This window comes from Novosphingobium sp. KN65.2, assembly GCF_001368935.1.
Taxonomy (GTDB): domain Bacteria; phylum Pseudomonadota; class Alphaproteobacteria; order Sphingomonadales; family Sphingomonadaceae; genus Novosphingobium; species Novosphingobium mathurense.
The window spans coordinates 51,344-68,701 of record NZ_CCBH010000144.1; the positions used below are offsets into that span (position 1 = coordinate 51,344).

The window sequence follows — 17,358 nt, forward strand, 5'->3', positions numbered from 1 at the left end:
TGCCAACAAGACTAGCAAGAAATACCGGACAGGCCGAATTAGGAGGCGATCGTGACCGACGTGAAGGCAAAAAGTACCGTTATCAAAGCGAGTGAGGATGACGCGCGCAAATACTGGCTGGATGAAGGCCGTCAGCCCGGCGGCACCGTCCGCGAAATAGATCATTCCCAATATCATGAGGGCGTGCATCCGCTGTTCGAAGGCATCAAGATCATCGACTGCGACACCCATTTCACCGAGCCGCCAGATCTTTTCCAGCGCAATGCGCCCGCCCACCTCAAGGACAAGATGCCGCGTGTCGTCGAAAAGAACGGCATCGTGCGTTGGTATGTCGGTGACAAGGATTTTGGTTCCTATGGCGGCAATGTCGTCAGCAAGGAACGTAACAAGCTGCTTGGCCGCTTGTCCTATACCAATTACGACTTGATCCACCCCGGCTCGTTCAAGGTGAAAGAGCGGCTGGAGGAAATGGATCGCATGGGCGTCTGGGGCCATATCTGCTTCCAGAATGGCGGCGTGACCCAGGCCGGTGCGCTGCTGGGGCTGGACAAGGATCTCCGTGATACCATCATCCGCATCTATAACGACGTCTGCATCGAGCGGATGGAGGAGTCGGGTGGCCGGATCATGGGCATGGCGCAGTTGCCCTATTGGGACAACAAGTTCCTGCTCGAAGAAGCGCGCCGCATGATCGATATGGGCATCAAGGGCTTCGTTCTGCCCGATCGGCCCGAGCGCGCGGGCGATTCCTATCTTGGGGAAGGCGGCGTCATAAACCCGGTTTGGGAAGAGTTTTTCGATCTGTGCAACTCGACCGGCACATCGATGAACTTCCATCTGAATTCAGCGCTGGATTCGAGCACGGCGATCTGGGACAATCTGAATTTCTACCAGACCCAGACGGTTGTTACGATGCTCCACACGCTGGCGATCTCCGTCAGCATGGCGACCTTCATGGTTTCGGGCATTCTGGACAAATATGAGGATCTAAAGCTCGGCTTGATTGAAAGCGGCATCGGTTACATGCCGTTCGTGCTGGAATGCCTCGACCATCAGTTCAACGAGATGCTGGTGCCCGAGATGACCGGTCTCAAAAAGCGTCCGAAGGAATATTTCGCTAAGAATTTCTGGGTCTCCTACTGGTTCGAGAAATATGGCCCGCAGAAGATGCTCGAAGAGATCGGCTATGACCGCGTGATGTTCGAGACCGACTTTCCGCATCCGACTTCGATCTATCCGGGCATTCAAGAGCGCGCGGTCGAATCAATTGGGCATCTCGACTATGAAAAGCGTAAGATGATCCTCTCCACCAATGCGGCGACATTGTTCAATATCAAACTCTGATTGAAGGTGGGCGTGAATATATCGTGAAATCATCACGAAGACCCTTATAATATAAGTTCAGTGTGAATATTCCAAAGTGTTGAGAGCGCTCCCGTGTCATGCGGAAGCGCTCTTTTTTGGTCTGGGGCCGGATCAGGGACTGAACCGATCCCGCTGCGACAGCCTGCGGAAAGATAGGTTACACATTGGGGCAGCGATGAGATGCATAGTCCCCCAAGCCATTAAACAGCACATGAAGTACAATGCATTTTACCAGGGGAGAGGAAGCCATGACGTTTAAGGAGCAAGCCCGAGTCGGCCTTCTGCGAGGCACATTTCTGGCCGGAAGTGCACTGTTCGCGCTTTCCGCAACCGCCGAGGCGCAAACGGCGGAAGACGCGCCTGCTGCATCCGCAGGCGACATAATCGTGACTGCTCGTCGGTCCGAAGAACGGCTTCAAGATGTTCCGATCTCGATCAGTGTTTTTAATCAGGAAGATCTGACGAAGCGAAATGTTGCCGTTGCCACGGACTTGGCGACTTACACCCCTTCGCTCAGCGTCAACCAGCGCTACGGCCCGGAAAAGGCATCTTTCGCCATCCGCGGCTTCAATCAGACCAACAATACGGCTCCCACGGTGGGCATGTACTTCGCCGAAGTCGTCGGTGTGCGCGCCCAGGGCGGGACGACGTCCGGCAATACGGTCGGCGCCGGTGCCTTCAGCGATCTGGCCAATGTGCAGATCCTCAAGGGACCACAGGGCACGCTGTTCGGCCGCAACACGACCGGCGGTGCCATCCTGCTGACGCCGCAAAAACCCACCGACAAGTTCGAGGGTTTTGCCGAGGGGACTTACGGCAATTATGATCAGGTCCGCCTGACCGGTGCGCTCAACGTCCCGCTCGCCGATACCTTCAAGGTTCGTTTGACGGTAGAGCGAAATTCGCGCGACGGCTATATGAAGAACCATGCGCCCGTTGGCGCACGGGACTTCAACGACGTCAATTATTTCTACGGGCGGCTCAGTGTTGTTGCCGATCTCACGCCGAACCTCGAAAACTACATGATTGCGCACTACAGCCGGTCGCGCACCCATGGTTATGCTTCCCACATAAACAACTGCAATGTGGGTGGCACCGGCACGAACCTCTTGCAGTCGTTATCCTGCCAGGATCAGCTTACGCGGCAGACAGCACGAGGCGATGGTCCCTACGATGTCGAAAATAGCCTGGTCAATCCTTTCGAGCATCTTGAGCAGTGGCAGATCATCAACACAACCACCTGGCACGCAAGCGATACGATCACGCTCAAGAATATCGCCAGCTATGGCGAATTTCGTGAGAGGATGAATCTCGCTTATCTATCCACCAACTTCACCACGCCGAATCAGAATAACAGCGGGGGCTTTACCCTTTTCGGTAATTTTATCCCGGCAGGTCAGCCCTATATTCTTTTCGCTACCAACGGGGCGGGTAAGGGCAGCTATGCCGCCGCGGAGTCCACAGTTACGGAGGAATTGCAGCTCCAGGGCAAGAGCGCAGATGACCGCATCAATTATGTTCTGGGTGGATATCTTGAGTTCAGCCGACCGATCGGGTTCAGCAACACGATTTCGCCCAACTTCCTGAACTGTGCCGATGGTGAGAATTTCAACTGCACCAATCCTCTGGGTTTCGGAAACTTCTCCGAGGCGCGAACGAAGATGGCCTTTGATAATCATGGCATTTACGGACAGGGCACCTATAAGTTCTCCGACCAGCTATCCTTGACGGCAGGTGCGCGTTGGACCTTCGATAAGATCGTGGGGACCGGGCAGGGAACGCGTATTTCGTTCTCGACGGCGCCGGGTTCATACATCGATCCGCGCACCGGCAAATCGATCCGCCGGACCTGCACGGACACTGTGACCTATCCGGGCAAGGTCGTTCAGACGCCGAGCCAATGTTCAACGCATCGTGAGAATAAATCGGACAAGCCGACCTGGGTCATCGATTTCGACTACAAGCCGATTCCTGATCTGCTGCTCTATGGAAAATATGCGCGCGGTTACCGCCAAGGTGGCATCAACTTCAATTCCGTGGGCTTTGAGACCTGGGGTCCGGAAAGCATGGATAGCTATGAAGCCGGCGCCAAGTTCAGCTTCAATGGCGGGATTAAGGGCTATTTCAATGTCGCCGGCTTTTATAACAAGCTGTCGGATGTCCAGGTGCTGGCACAGTTGATCCCCACGGCGGCGTCCCAGCAAGCCGGTATCAGCGGCGCTTCGGCAATCCTGAACGCGGGTAAAGCGCGGTCCTACGGCGTGGAAGTCGATACATCCCTGTTATTCTTCGATCGGCTTCGCCTGTCGGCCAGCTATGCCTATCTGAACACCAAGATCGTGAAGATCGACTCTCCGTCGGAATTGGCTGCCCAACTGGTCGGGACGCCTTTCGGATCGGTCAACCCGCAAGTCGCCCAGGGAACTGGCTTCCTGGATACGCCCAAGCATAAGCTGAGCGTCGACGCAAATTACACGCTACCGCTGGATGAAAGCCTGGGCTCACTGTCGGTCGGAGCGACCTGGACCTATACGTCGACGGTCGTGACCAACTATAGCGATCCGCGATATGTGAGCGGTTATCCAGTCGGGATCACGCCGTCCAACAATCTGGTCAACTTGAACCTTGACTGGAAAGAAGTGGCCGGCACGCCGATCAACCTTTCGCTCTTCGTCACCAACCTGACGAAGGAGGTGATCAAGATCCCGAACCAGTTCCCTTACGCCTTCTCCGGTGGTGCGGTCCATTCGGGCTATCTTCCGCCGCGCATGTATGGTCTGCGTCTGCGGTATAATTTCGGCGGGTAAGACTGGTCCGGCTCAGGTCGGAGTCGATCCTGAATGGAGGAAGGGCGCACATTTCCAAAGCGTGTGCGCCCTTCCATTTTTCTGTTCGAGCCGGTCCGGCGGCCGCCCCGTTTCAATCCGGCACAACTATTTGTGGAGAGGCGATTTGAAGACGAGAATTGTGACCGTGCTGGCCGGGTTGGCCGTCTCGCTTCTTCCGGCGCAATCCGCTTCGGGCCGGCCATCTCCGTTTGAAGCTGCGGAGCCGATCGCGCTGCCCAATGTGGAGGATATGGCCGTCCTGCCGGGTGGGCGATGGCTGATCGCCAGCAGCATGAGTTCCGACGACGTCAAACCGGCCCTCTATGCCGTGGAAACCGCAACGGCGCGGTTCGAGCAGCTTTATCCCGACAATGGCGCCACTTCTCCGGCAGCATCGCCGCTACGGGCCTCCAGCGCCGCCCGATCAGCCTGTCCGGCTGAACTTGCGTCCGGCGAATTTTCCGGTCACGGCATTTCCTATCGGCCGACGTCCGATCGCGGCGGCGAGCTATATGTGGTCAACCATGGCGGTCGGGAATCGATCGAGATATTCGATATCGAGCTACCCCCCGCAGTTGGCGCCGCGCCGAAGCTCAGATGGAAGGACTGTATTGCGGCGCCTGCCGGGACGGTGGGTAATGGCGTGGCCTGGACCCGTGACGGACGGATCTATGCGACGGTGACGCCCCTGGTGAACGGCATGCCGCGAACCGGCGACGTCCGCTACTGGACTGCTTCGGCCGGTTGGACGAGCCTGCCGGGCAGCGCGGCGGAGGTGCCGACGGGCATCGCGATCGCGCCCGATGGGGGGAAGATCTATGTCTCCTCCTTCCCGACGCGCAAGGTGATAGAGCTGACGCCCGGCAAGATTCCGGCGCGGCGCGAGGTTGGGGTGACGTTCGGTGCGGACAATCTCAGCGTGGCGAAAGACGGCGCGATCCTGGTCGGCGGGCTGGACGGCAAGCCCGCCGATATCATGCGATCCTGTCCCGGATCGAACAGTCCCACATGCCGGTTCACTGGCTATGTCGCACGCATCGATCCGACCTCGCTCACAGTTACCTGCACGCTGTCGCTTGGTCCCACCGTGACGACGACCGCCACCCAGGTCGGAGAGCTGCTGTGGTTCGGTTCAAGCCGCGCCCCGCGCATATGGCGCGCACCCGCCGCTGCACTGAAAAGCTGCCCCGGCTGGATCGATGTCGGTGCGGGCCGGACGGGACATGAGTAGATTTCAGATCCGTCTGCACCTATGCCGTCAATGGAGCTGCATCGTCAGAAGGGTCTGTCATGAATGAATCCCCGGTCGGAAAGGCGGACGGAGAATTTTCCCTTGGCTGGCGACTGATCCTGGCGAGCGCCTTTGGCGTCGGTTTCGGATCGATCGGCTTCGTCACTTATTCGATCGGCGCGTTCATTGATCCGCTGGGGCGGGAATTCGGATGGACGCGCACGCAGGTTCAGGGGGCGATAGCCTTTGGCGTGGGCCTAGGCGGCTTCTTCGCCCCGGTCGTAGGCTATATGATCGACCGTTATGGCGGCCGGAAGATCGCGCTATGGGGACTTGTCGGCGTCGCCGTCGGATATTTGATGGCGGGCGCCTCGGGAGGTTCGCTCGGCTATTTCTACCTCGCTTACGCGGCTGTCGCACTGCTTGGAGCAGGGAGCGGCCCAGTAAGCTGGACCCGCGCCGTTGCGAGCCATTTCCATGAGCGCCGGGGACTTGCGCTGGCATTGACCCTGTCCGGAACAGGCATGGCGGCGATTTTCGTGCCGCCCTATACGGTCTATGTCGTGGAAAATTACGGCTGGCGCGTGGGCTACATGGCGCTGGCCCTGCTGCCCATGATCGCCCTGACGCTGGCGGCGTTTTTCTTCTTCCCCGGCCAGTCCTCGCCGGGCAGCGCGGCGGCGGTCGACGAGCGGACGCTGACGGGCTTCACCTTGCGCGAGGCCGTTTGCTCCTATCGTTTCTGGCTGCTCCTGGCGTCGATCCTGACGATGTATATCGGGATCACGGGCATCGTGCCTAACCTCATTCCGGCGCTGACCGACAAGGGCTTCACGCCCGCGGTCGCGGCATCGATACAGAGCGGCTATGGTGTCTCACTCATCATCGCGCGCTTGGGGATCGGCTGGCTGCTGGACCGTTTCTGGGGGCCGGGCGTCGCCGCCGTCACGCTGACCTCTCCGGTCATCGCCTGCCTGATATTGATGGGCGAGCCGAGCTATGCGACGGCGATGCTGGCATCGGTGCTGGTTGGCGCGGCGGCGGGCGCGGAACTGGACCTGCTCGCCTATTTCGCGGCGCGCTATTTCGGGCTGCGCAACTATGGGCGGATCTACGGGCTGCTTTATACGGGCGTCGCGCTGGGCGCGGGCCTTGGCCCGATATCCTTTGCTTATCTATCGCAGATCAGCGGTTCCTATACGGCGAGCTTTCAGGTCGCGCTTGGCCTGTTCGCCTTCGGCGGGTTCAGCATCCTGTTCCTGGGCCGCTATCCGCAAGGAAATGTCGGCATCGACGCCAGCCCGACCTGAACTTTCATTTCAGCAACACCAGCTCCTCGGCCATGCTGGGATGAAGCGCGACGGTGTCGTCAAAGGCCTGTTTGGTAAGTCCTGCCTTTACCGCGACGGCGGCCGCCTGCAATATCTCCGGCGCGTCGGGGCCAATCATGTGCAGGCCGACGACGCGCTCGGTCGCCGCATCGACCACCATCTTGTAGAGCGCGCGCTCGTCCCGCCCGGCGAGTACATTCTTCATCGCCCGGAAATCCGACGTGTAGACCTTGACCGCGCCTAGCCTGTCGCGCGCCTCCGCCTCTGTCATGCCAACGGCGGCGATAGGAGGATGGCTGAACACCGCCGAAGGGATGCAGCCATAATCGACCGTGCGCGGGTTGCCGCCGAAGACGGTATCGGCAAAGACATGGCCTTCGCGAATGGCGACGGGGGTCAGTTGCACCCGGTCGGTCACATCGCCCACGGCGTAGATGCTCTCGACGCTGGTGCGGCTATGGTCATCGACCCTGATCGCGCCCTTTCCGTCCATCTCGACGCCGACATCCTCCAGCCCTAGCTCGTCGCTCTTGGGCCTGCGTCCGGTCGCGAAGATCAGCAGGTCGCAATCGATGGGATCGCCATCCCTGATATGGACGCGCAGCGTGCCATTCTCCTGCTTTTCCACCCGTTCCAGCGGGGCGTTGAAGCGGAAGTTGATGCCCTTGCTGAGGCTGATCTGGAGCAGCCGGTCGCGAATTTGCGCGTCATAGCCGCGCAGCATCTGGTCCGATCGGTTGACCAGCGTCACATGGGCGCCAAATTCGTTGAAGATGCCCGCAAATTCATTGGCGATATAGCCGCCGCCCGCGATCACGACGCGCCTTGGGCATTCGTCCAGATGGAAGACCTCGTTGGAGGTGATACCATGCTCCGCGCCCTCAATCTCCGGGACCATCGGCCAAGCGCCGGTAGCGATGAGAATATATTTCGCCGTGATGGTCCGGCCGCTGGCGAGCGTTATCGAATGGGCGCCAGTGATTGTCGCCCGTTCCCGGAACAGCCGGACCTTGTGGCTTTCCAGCGTACTGCCATACATGCCCTCCAACCGGTCGACATCGGCCAGCACATTGTCGCGCAGCACCGTCCAGTCGAAATCGCAGTCAGGCACGTTCCAGCCGAAACGGCGCGCGTCCTTCAGATCCTCGGCGAAATGGGCGCCATAGACGAGCAACTTCTTGGGGACGCAGCCGCGAATGACGCAGGTTCCCCCGACGCGATATTCCTCCGCGATGGCGACGCTGGCGCCATGGCTCGCCGCGATCCGCGCCGCCCGAACGCCGCCCGATCCGGCGCCGATAACAAAGAGGTCGAAATCATAGCGCATGGCGGCGGCTCCGTTCATAGTGTTTCGGAGCGGTCTCTCAGCGAGGAACCTCCGCCCCGGACCTGCCGAAGGGAAGGATAGCAATGCGATCAACCGCGTCAGTCCGCACCGCGCGACCGGACTTTAGATAGGTGGCGTGGACCCTGCCGTTGCCGAAACTCCTGCTTCGAAGAAGGCCGATGCCGCCGCCTGTCTGGATTAAGCCGGGCGAGGGGGCTAATCGCCTTATCTTGATGAAATAAGGGAGAGAGGATCAACATGCTTCCGCCAGTAAGACGCGTCGTCACCGGCCAGACGGGCGATGATCGCCATATCTATACCCATGTCGAAGAAGTTGCGCCGATGGAAATGGGCGGCGGCGCGAAATGGTATGGCATGTGGGGGTGGGAGGAACTGCCGACGCTGCCGTTCAGCCCGGAAGGCCCCTATCAGCCGCGCAGCATCTTTCCGGAAGCCGGCGGCATGCGCGCCAATATGGTGACCTTCCCGCCCGGCTTCGGCGTCAAGGGCGTGGAATTTCCCGCCATCGCCCCCGATCCGGAATATCAGCGACTGCAGGCGGCCGTCACCTCGGGCGGCGAGCATGATTTCGACGTCGGCATGCACTCGACGGACTCGGTCGACCTGGGCTTCGTCTTTTCCGGAGAGATCACGCTGATCCAGGGGGACGGCAGCGAGGTGACTCTGCGGCGCGGCGATGTGATGGTCCAGAATGGCGCCAAGCATGCGTGGGAAAATCGCGGCAGCGAACCGTGCATGATCTGCTTCGTGGTGCTGGGCACGTCGCGCAAGGGTTGAACCGCTCGCAGCGGCGGAAATGGAGATGAGCAATGTCGGATAACGGATATGGCTTCGCCTACACGCGGGGCCTCAACCTCACCAATGTCCATGAGACGACCGATCAGGAAAAGGCAGAATTCTGGGCGGACAAGATGGCATGGCGGCCGGGCAAGATGGCCTATCCGCTAACTGCCTACAGCTTCCTGATCCAGAACCGGCCGGACATGTTGAAATATCACATGCGGCAGATGCAGTTCCTCCACGCGGTGCCCGCCAATGGCGAGATTCCGATGGGGATCACGATGCTGACCATGCTGCACTGGTATGCGTGCAACCGTGTGCCGGGCGGCGTCCTGCACGAAGTGATGGGCTGCCAAGAAATGGGCGCGAGCAAGGCGCAGGTGAACGAGATTTTCGGCCTGGCCTTCATGCACTCGGGGCCCTGCGGCTTCAACGAGGTGTATAATCAGGCCTTCGACTATATGGCGAGCTATCGCGAACCGGCGCATGCGATCCAGTGGCCCGAGGGCTGGGCGCCCGACGCTGCGGCCTTCCGCAGCGGGCTCGATTTCGACAATCCGGAACTGACCAAGGCGGAGCGGGAATCGCTCGACCAATGGTATACCGACACCATCGGCTATGTACCCAAGTCGATTTCGACGCTGGCCAAATATAATCCAGGCTTCGTCAAGCAGCATCGCGGCAAGTTCGAAGGCGCGCTGGCGACCGGCGCGCTGCCCAAGCAGATGGTCCCCTATATCCTCATCCACTACAACATGAACCGGGGCTTCCGCGACGGCATCCGGGAGGCGACTCTGCTCGGCAAGGCATGGGGCATGACCCGCGACCATGTCATCAACGCTGTGACGCTCGGCACCGGCTATATGGCAGGGATTGACGGCATGTATATCGTTGAAGAGGCGATCGGCGACCTTCTGGAACATTGGGACTGAACGGAGCGGTAGCAGCGACCGGATCGGCACGGATGATCCGAGCCGATCCCGTTTCTAGCCAGAATAGCGCGGGTGTTTCGACCACGCGGTCACATTGTACAGAAAGGGTGTTCCCGACAACTCATGCCTTTGGATAGAGCAACCATGTCATCCAGGATAGGGGGCTGTTCGGCGCTTGGTTGCCGACCTGCTCTGCGGATTCAGCGCTCGATTGGGAAGGCGGCACGACAATGGTCGCAGTTGCCGAATTGACCATCCCGCGATCCTCGCTTTCCAGCCTGACGGAGCAGGTCACCTTGCCGTCCTCTACCCCATCGACAGTTGCCCTGGCGACGATCCTTTCCCCACCATAGACATTGTCGAGGAAACGCGACGTCATGTTGGCGATCTGCCCGCCGGGGAACGCTGACAACAGGCAGTTCATCATATAGGCAATGTTGATGGGCCCCTGGTTGATGACCCTGTCGCCTAGTCCCTTGGCCTTCACGAACTCGACGTCGAGATGGATTTGGTTCGGATCCGCCAGAAAGATGGCCCATTGCTTCATCGCATCGGGATCGACGTGATCTATGATGAAAGGTGGCAGTTCGTCGCCCACCGCATAGGTCATGCCAGTTCCCTCCTTGGAAGCACCCAAACATTGTCGGTTTCCAGCGCCGCGCCGCCCTCCGGTCCATGGAGGCGCAATCTATAGGTGAGCACATCCATGACGCCGAGTTTGCGACTGCGCTTGCGCTCCAGACTCAGTATCTCGCCCGAGACGGTATAGGGCAGCCCGGTTTGCAACGGCGTGGAAAAGCGCACCTCGCTGCTCCCCATCATCGGGCCATCGTCGACATCGAAGTCGCAGGCAGCACAGAGTCCGGCCACGGTCTTGCCCATGGCCACCTGCGTCGCGACATAATAATAAATCGGGTGTGCTGTGCCGTCGTCCGCGGGTGCTATCCCCGTCGATCGGCACAGGACCTCATTCTCCTGGGCTGAGATGACATAGGCGTCCGTGCCGTCCAGCCGGAGGCCGGCGACCTCGGGAGGCGGCGGCAAAACGTCCATATCGGGCAAGGCTTATCTCCCTCAGAAGGAGCGCGGCAAACCGAGGCTTTCGGCGATCGAATTGCGTACCATCTCATTGGAAATGGGCGTCATGCGAAGGATGCGATGGTCGCGCCAGTAGCGTTGCATGTCGGTTTCTGCCGAATAGCCCATGCCGCCCATGATCTGAATGCCCAGATCCGCCGCCTTCACGGCATTTTCCGTCGCCACCATCTTCAGCATATTGGCCTCCACGCCGCATTGTTTTCCGGCCGCTTGCAGGCTGGCGACGTAATAGAGCAGCAGTTCCGTCGTCTTCTGCCAGGTCGCGATGTCAGCGATATAATGCTGGAGGATCTGGAAACGGCCGATGATGCCGCCGAACGCCTTGCGCTCCTTCACATAGGCGAGCGCGTCCTCCAAAATGCCGTCCATGGCGCCCAGGCACTGCGCGCCGACCATGATCCGCTCGTTATTCAGCGTCGGCAGCATCATGTACCAGGCGTTGCCGGGCGTGCCGAGCACGTCTTCATCGGGGATGAACACATCGTCGAAAGTGACCGAGCAGGACCCCATGGCCCGCATGCCGAGCTTAGGCAGGAGCGAGGCGGTGATGCCCGGTGACTTGGCGTCGGCGAAGAACAAGGTCAGGCCCTGATGCCGCTTTTCCACATCCTTGTCGGTGCGGGCGAGCAGCAGGAGCCGGTCGGCGACCTTGGCGCCGGTAGTCCACATCTTGGCGCCGTTGACCTTCCAGCCGCCCTCGACCTTGACCGCGTTGGTCTTCATCGCGCCCAGCACGTCAGTGCCGCCATCGGGTTCCGTCACGGAGATGGCGACGCGCAGATTGCCCTCCGCCATGGGGCGCAGCCAGCGTTCCTTCTGTTCGGGCGTGCCATAGAGGCCGACCGATTTGGCGCCGGCGAATGAAGTAACGCCCCAGGTCCAGATGAGGCCGCCGGCGGTGCGGGCCAGTTCACGGGCGAAGATCATCTGCGTCATGACGTCGCCGCCCAAGCCGCCAAATTCTTCCGGGATGCCGATCCCGAAGAAGCCCTGTGCCTTCAGCTTGTCCCACAGCGGGAAGGGATAATTTTCCTCGTCCGCCTCCAACTGGCGCATGAGGTCCTTGGGTGCTTCAGCATCGACCCAGCGCCGCACCACGTCGCGGAACGCTTCCTGTTCTTCCGTCAGCGAGAAATCCATTGTCGTCTCATCATGGCTTTTGTGTGTTGCCTACCATCGGCGCAAAGCGCGTCGCGACAACCTATCGGAAGTCGGGCGATGCAATCAGCGCAACATGTCGCGCGCAACGATCATGCGCATGACCTGGTTGGTGCCTTCCAGGATGGAATGGACGCGCAGGTCGCGCCAGAAACGCTCGATCGGATAGTCCATCAGATAGCCATAGCCGCCATGCAGCTGGAGCGCGCGGTCGACCACCGAAGACCCCGTGTCGGTGGCGAAGCGCTTGGCCATGGCGGCGAAGCGCGTCTTGTCGGGCGCGTCTTCCGTCACTTTTACGGCGGCGGCATAGAGCAGGGCGCGCGCTGCCTCCAGCTCGGTCTGCATGTCGGCCAGCATGAACTGGGTGTTCTGAAAATCGGCGATTGACTGGCCGAACTGCTTGCGGTCCTTCGTATATTGGACCGCTTCGTCGATGCAGCGCTGCGCCCCGCCCAGCGAGCAGGCACCGATGTTGAGTCGCCCGCCGTCCAGCCCCATCATCGCGATGCGGAAGCCTTCGCCCTCGGCGCCGACGAGATTTTCCACCGGCACGCGCACGCCGTCGAAATTGACCTGCGCGGTCGGCTGCGAGTGCCAGCCGAGCTTGCGTTCCTGCACGCCGAAACTGACGCCGGGCATATCCCGCTCGATGACGAGGCAGCTGATGCCCTTGGGCTCCTCGCCGCCGGTGCGGACCATGGTGACATAGACTTCGCTCTCCCCGCCGCCCGAGATGAACTGCTTGGAGCCGGTGACGACATAATGATCGCCATCGCGCACCGCCTTGGTCTTAAGCGCTGCCGCATCCGAGCCGGAGCCCGCTTCGGTCAGGCAATAGCTCGCCACATGCTCCATCGGCACCAGCGCGCGGAGATATTTGTCCTTCACCGCCTGACCGCCGAAGCGGTCGATCATCCAGGCCGACATGTTGTGGATCGAGATGAAGGCGCTGGTCGACGGGCAGCCATAGGCCAGCGCCTCCATGATCAGCGCCGATTCCAACCTCCCGAGGCCGATGCCGCCCGCTTCCTCCGACACATAGATGCCGCCGAAGCCCAGCGCGCCTGCCGCGCGGATCGTGTCGCGCGGGAAGACATGCTTTTCATCCCACGCGCCCGCATGCGGCGTGATCGCGTCCGCCGTGAACCGACGGGCCATTTCCCGGATGGCAAGCTGTCCGTCGTTCAGGTCAAATTGTGACATGGCTACCCCTGTTTCTCGATGTCCCCTGGGGAAACATCTATTCAGGGGGAGGGGTGGACGGCCCTATCTCTCGGCGGGGACTATCTGATCGAGATAATGTTCGACGACTTGCGCCAGAATGGAGAGGCCCCGGGGTGCGTGCATCCTTCACATGGGGGATGAGTCCGATCGGCCCATACACGCGCGCCATGTCCGCTTCGCTGATACCCAGCCGCCGCAATTCCACCTGGCGCCGTTCAGACGTGCGCGCGCCACCCATGGCGCCGACGAAAAAGGCGTCGGATGCAAGCGCCCAGGGCAGGATGCCGGATTCCCACTCATGTTCGTGGAAGAGGAGGATGATCGCGGTCCAGGGATCGACGGAGAGGTCGGGCGGGCTTCCCAGCCATAGCGGCTGGGCGTGGGGCGGCATTCCCTGCCGCCCCGCCGGCCAGAATGTTTCCACCTGACATCCATGGACCTGGGCATAGCGGGTGACCGCGTACATTTCCGGGCCGATGCCCAGCAGCAGCAGGCGCAGGCGCGGATGGAAGATGCGGGTGAAGCGGACGCGATCTTTCCCGAAGCCGGAGACGCAGCCGGGCGGCGCTGCTTCCAGCCGATAGTTCGCCTTGCCCTCTTCCGTCGCGAAAGACAGGGCCACGGGCGCGCGCCCATCCAGCCGGCTGAGCGCATCGGCGAGGAGCGCGCGGTCGGGAACGGGATCGATGAAGCAGTCGACACCGCCGCCGCAGGGCAGGCGGATGTCGATGAAGGGCGAGCCGAGGCCGTATCGCACGCCGCGTGCCCGACCGGTCGCGCGAGCATCCTGTGCCTCCGTAATGAGCGCCGCTTCGAGGCATCCGCCCGTCATGTCGCCCACGGTGGAGCCGTCCGGCCGCACCGCGAACTGCGCGCCGACGCTGCGGGAAAATCCGCCTTCCACCCCCACCAGCGTGCAGAGCACCGCCCCTTCGAAGGCTGCGGCGCGCAGAGCGTCGGTGTCCGCCGCGAGTCTATACGGCGCCGCGTCGATCATGACGGAATGAGGGCGCGGCCGACGGCGCCTTCGGGCGGCTGATAGGCGAGGCGATAGCGCACGTCGCGCGGGGTGATCGGTTCGTGGCAATGGTCGCAGACCAGCAGCGGCTGGAAATCGCGGCCGCAGGCGCGGTGGGTGAGGATGAGCGGCGGGGGCCCGTCCATCCACCGGTCGCCCCAGCGCAGCATCTGGATGAGCGGCAGATAGAGGTCGAGGCCGGTCGACGTCAGCCGATATTCGAAACGGGGCGGATTGGTCTGATAGGGATGTTTGGCCAATATGCCCGTGGCGACCAGAGTATTGAGCCGGTTGGCAAGAATATTGGGCGCGATCGCCAATGCTTCCTGAAATTGATCATAGCGTTTAACACCGAAAAAAGATTCGCGCAGGATGAGGAAGGACCAGCGATCGGCGAGGATGGCGACGGTGCGCGACACGGATGAAGGCCGGCCGCGCTCGAACGCGCCGGCCTTGCTCGACCGGCGGCGCTGGGGTAGATCGGGCGAGGGCGATTGGCCTGCCCCGGGGCCGTCGCGATAACTGACCTCAAGCGCGGTGACGGGCTCCTTGCATTCGGAGCAGACCGTCTGCGGCCGGAAGTCATGGCCGCATTTGATGTGATGCAGCCGCAGCGGCGGCGCGTCCTCGCCAGCCAGATGATCGTCGCCGAAGCGGAGCAGCGCCAGCATGACCAGATAGAGATCGAGGCCCCGCTCCGTCAGCCGATATTCGGGGCGGCCGCCGGGTGTCGTCACGCGATCTAATATCCCGGCGTCGATGAGGCGAGTCAGCCGGTCGCTCAGCGTGCTGCGGGGGCAGTGAAGGACCGTCTGGATCTGGTCGAAGCGGCGCGCGCCCATATAGAATTCGCGCAGCACCAGAAAGGACCAGGCGTCCGACAATATGTCGATTGTCCGGGCGACGGAACAATTGCGGACAAGCTGGGACGCGGACAATGACTTCACCTCGTTTCCGGCGCGGGATGGGGGGGACGTACCATCAAGATCGACGGCACTGCCCCCCATCATTCGCGCAAACGCTATATGTGCGGGCTGATCAGTCTGCGCAACTCGGGTCAACCTTTCCGATCGAGCCTTTCGATCACCATCGCGATGCCCTGGCCGCCGCCGATGCACATGGTCATGAGCGCATAGCGGCCGCCGATGCGCTCCAGCTCGTAGAGCGCCTTGACGGTCAGGATCGCGCCGGTCGCGCCGACCGGATGGCCGAGCGAGATGCCCGAACCGTTCGGGTTGACCTTTTCCGGGGGGAAGGCCAGCACGTCAGCCACCGCGCAGGCCTGCGCCGCGAAGGCTTCGTTGGATTCGATCACGTCGATCTGGTCGATAGAGAGGCCAGCCTTTTCCAGCGCGATCGGAACCGCCTTGATCGGGCCGATGCCCATGCGGTCGGGCTGCACTCCGGCATGGCCCCAGCCGATGATCCGCGCCCAGGGCTTGAGGCCGGCGCGCGCGACACCCGCCTCCGACGCCAGCAGCACCGCCGCCGCGCCGTCATTGATGCCCGACGCATTGCCCGCAGTGACGCTGCCTTCATTCTTGAAGACGGGGCGCAGCGTCCCGAGGCCGGCCACGTCCGTTTCGGCGCGAACATGTTCGTCGGTGTCGAACAGGCGCGTGCCCTTCTTCGCCTTGACCTCAATGGGCAGGATCTGCTCGGCGAAGCGGCCTTCCGACTGCGCAAAAGCGGCGCGACGGTGGCTTTCCGCCGCCAGTTCATCCTGCCTTTCCCGGCTGATGCCATGGTCGCTGGCGACATTTTCGGCGGTGATGCCCATGTGCATACCCTCGAACGGGTCGCTGAGTACCGTCAGCAGGGCGTCCGTCATCTGCACATCGCCCATCTTCTGACCGAAGCGCGCCGCGCTGACGATATGGGGCGAGCGGGACATGGATTCCGCGCCGCCCGCGACGGCGATGTCGCAATCGCCCGTTGTCAGCATCTGCGCGGCTGAGATGATCGCCTGGAGCCCCGATCCGCAGAGGCGGTTGAGCGTCAGCGCGGGCACTTCGACCGGAAGGCCCGCGTTGATCGCCGCCACGCGAGCCAGATAGGCGTCCTTCGCCGTGCTGGGGATGACATTGCCCATGACCACATGCCCGACCTGGTCGGGTGAGGCGTTGCCGCGTTTCAACGCTTCGGCGATCACCGCCGCGCCCAATTGGGCGGGCGGAATATCCTTGAGGCTGCCGCCGAAATCGCCAATGGCGGTCCGCACGGCGGAGATGATGTAGATCGGCGTCATAAGATCCTCGATAGTTTCAGTGCGCCGATGGCCGTCAGACCATCGCGAAACCGCCGTTGATACTGAAGGTCTGGCCCGTGATCCAGCTAGCGCCTTCCGACGCGAGGAAGGCGACCATCGGCGCCACGTCGCCCGGCTGGCCGATGCGCTTCAGCGGATAGTTCTTCACCATCTTGGGCATCATTTCCTCCAGCCATTTGGGGTCGGAGTGGGCCGATTGGATCATGCCCAGCGTGATGGCGTTGCAGGTGATGTCGTAGCGGCCGAATTCCTTTGCCAGCGACTTGATGAGCGCGATGGTTCCTGCGCGGGCCGCCGCCGCCATCGACAAGTTCGCCTCGCCCACGCGCGAGCTATCACCGCCCAGCGAGATGATGCGTCCGCCCTTGCCCGCGTCGACCATATAGGGCAGCGCCGCGCGCGAGGTGTAGACCGTCGCCAGCACGCCGATGTCGATATGACGCTGCCACTGTTCGTCGGTGGTTTCGAGGAAGCGCGCGCGCTGGGCGACGCCGGCATTGTTGACGACGATGTCGATGCCTCCGAAGGTCTTGACGACATCGTCGACCATCGCCTTGGTGTCGGCCGAGCTGCCGACATCGGCCTTCCATGCCTTGGCCTTGCCGCCTGCGGCTTCGATATCCTTGACGACGCCTTCGGCCGCGTCACCGCTCGACTGGTAGTTGACCGCGACCGCTGCTCCTTCCGCCGCGAGGGCGAGGGCGATCTGCCGCCCCACGTCGCGCGCCGCGCCCGTGACCAGAGCGACCTTTCCTGCAAGCTGTCCCGTCATG

Annotated in this window: 15 protein-coding genes; 6 read left to right on the forward strand and 9 right to left on the reverse strand. The window is 61.6% G+C overall.

The features are described 5' to 3' along the window. Positions 1 to 51 precede the first annotated feature (51 nt). The 4 genes from SPHV1_RS09385 to SPHV1_RS09400 all read left to right on the forward strand — a co-directional run bounded on the left by SPHV1_RS09385 (position 52) and on the right by SPHV1_RS09400 (position 6,734). Complete coding sequence (locus SPHV1_RS09385) at positions 52 to 1,344, forward strand: amidohydrolase family protein (RefSeq protein ID WP_082430937.1); 1,293 nt, start codon at positions 52 to 54, stop codon at positions 1,342 to 1,344. Between the two features lie 269 nt (positions 1,345 to 1,613). Then, positions 1,614 to 4,172 carry a TonB-dependent receptor gene (locus tag SPHV1_RS09390; protein ID WP_054945777.1) on the forward strand — a complete coding sequence of 853 codons (2,559 nt, stop codon included), beginning with the start codon at positions 1,614 to 1,616 and terminating at the stop codon, positions 4,170 to 4,172. 145 nt (positions 4,173 to 4,317) lie between these two features. Further along, complete coding sequence (locus SPHV1_RS09395) at positions 4,318 to 5,424, forward strand: hypothetical protein (RefSeq protein WP_156367306.1); 1,107 nt, start codon at positions 4,318 to 4,320, stop codon at positions 5,422 to 5,424. A 59-nt stretch (positions 5,425 to 5,483) separates the two neighbouring features. Continuing rightward, the gene (locus SPHV1_RS09400; RefSeq protein WP_054945779.1) at positions 5,484 to 6,734 is read left to right on the forward strand and encodes an MFS transporter; all 1,251 of its coding nucleotides are present in this window, start codon (positions 5,484 to 5,486) and stop codon (positions 6,732 to 6,734) included. Between the two features lie 4 nt (positions 6,735 to 6,738). Here SPHV1_RS09400 and gorA read toward each other — a convergent pair whose 3' ends face one another. Next, on the reverse strand, positions 6,739 to 8,082 hold the full coding sequence (gene gorA, locus SPHV1_RS09405; RefSeq protein WP_054945833.1) for a glutathione-disulfide reductase: 1,344 nt from the start codon (positions 8,080 to 8,082) through the stop codon (positions 6,739 to 6,741). A gap of 258 nt (positions 8,083 to 8,340) precedes the next feature. On the opposite strand from gorA, the gene SPHV1_RS09410 reads away from it, so the two are divergent. Next, the gene (locus SPHV1_RS09410; protein WP_054945780.1) at positions 8,341 to 8,880 is read left to right on the forward strand and encodes a cupin domain-containing protein; all 540 of its coding nucleotides are present in this window, start codon (positions 8,341 to 8,343) and stop codon (positions 8,878 to 8,880) included. Positions 8,881 to 8,912: 32 nt separating this feature from the next. Next, complete coding sequence (locus tag SPHV1_RS09415; protein ID WP_054945781.1) at positions 8,913 to 9,815, forward strand: hypothetical protein; 903 nt, start codon at positions 8,913 to 8,915, stop codon at positions 9,813 to 9,815. Between the two features lie 121 nt (positions 9,816 to 9,936). On the opposite strand, the gene SPHV1_RS09420 is transcribed toward SPHV1_RS09415, so the two are convergent. From SPHV1_RS09420 to SPHV1_RS09455, 8 genes are all read right to left on the reverse strand, one after another. Further along, positions 9,937 to 10,425 carry a MaoC family dehydratase gene (locus SPHV1_RS09420; protein ID WP_082430938.1) on the reverse strand — a complete coding sequence of 163 codons (489 nt, stop codon included), beginning with the start codon at positions 10,423 to 10,425 and terminating at the stop codon, positions 9,937 to 9,939. Beyond that, complete coding sequence (locus SPHV1_RS09425) at positions 10,422 to 10,868, reverse strand: hypothetical protein (RefSeq protein ID WP_231634607.1); 447 nt, start codon at positions 10,866 to 10,868, stop codon at positions 10,422 to 10,424. The genes SPHV1_RS09420 and SPHV1_RS09425 overlap by 4 nt, the downstream gene beginning before the upstream one ends. A 21-nt stretch (positions 10,869 to 10,889) precedes the next feature. Continuing rightward, positions 10,890 to 12,053: an acyl-CoA dehydrogenase family protein gene (locus SPHV1_RS09430; RefSeq protein WP_054945783.1), complete on the reverse strand. Its 1,164-nt coding sequence runs from the start codon at positions 12,051 to 12,053 to the stop codon at positions 10,890 to 10,892. 84 nt (positions 12,054 to 12,137) lie between these two features. Beyond that, positions 12,138 to 13,277, reverse strand: a complete 1,140-nt coding sequence (locus tag SPHV1_RS09435) for an acyl-CoA dehydrogenase family protein (protein WP_054945784.1) — start codon at positions 13,275 to 13,277, stop codon at positions 12,138 to 12,140. Positions 13,278 to 13,314: 37 nt separating this feature from the next. Continuing rightward, positions 13,315 to 14,295: an XdhC family protein gene (locus SPHV1_RS09440; RefSeq protein ID WP_054945785.1), complete on the reverse strand. Its 981-nt coding sequence runs from the start codon at positions 14,293 to 14,295 to the stop codon at positions 13,315 to 13,317. Continuing rightward, positions 14,292 to 15,200, reverse strand: coding sequence for a helix-turn-helix domain-containing protein (locus SPHV1_RS09445; protein ID WP_197277693.1), 909 nt, complete (start codon positions 15,198 to 15,200; stop codon positions 14,292 to 14,294). Before SPHV1_RS09445 ends, SPHV1_RS09440 begins: the two co-directional genes overlap by 4 nt. 173 nt (positions 15,201 to 15,373) lie before the next feature. After that, complete coding sequence (gene bktB, locus SPHV1_RS09450; protein WP_054945786.1) at positions 15,374 to 16,564, reverse strand: beta-ketothiolase BktB; 1,191 nt, start codon at positions 16,562 to 16,564, stop codon at positions 15,374 to 15,376. A 34-nt stretch (positions 16,565 to 16,598) separates the two neighbouring features. Next, positions 16,599 to 17,357 (reverse strand): SDR family NAD(P)-dependent oxidoreductase, encoded by a 759-nt coding sequence (locus tag SPHV1_RS09455; RefSeq protein WP_054945787.1) that lies wholly within the window; start codon positions 17,355 to 17,357, stop codon positions 16,599 to 16,601. Between the last annotated feature and the right edge of the window lies 1 nt (position 17,358).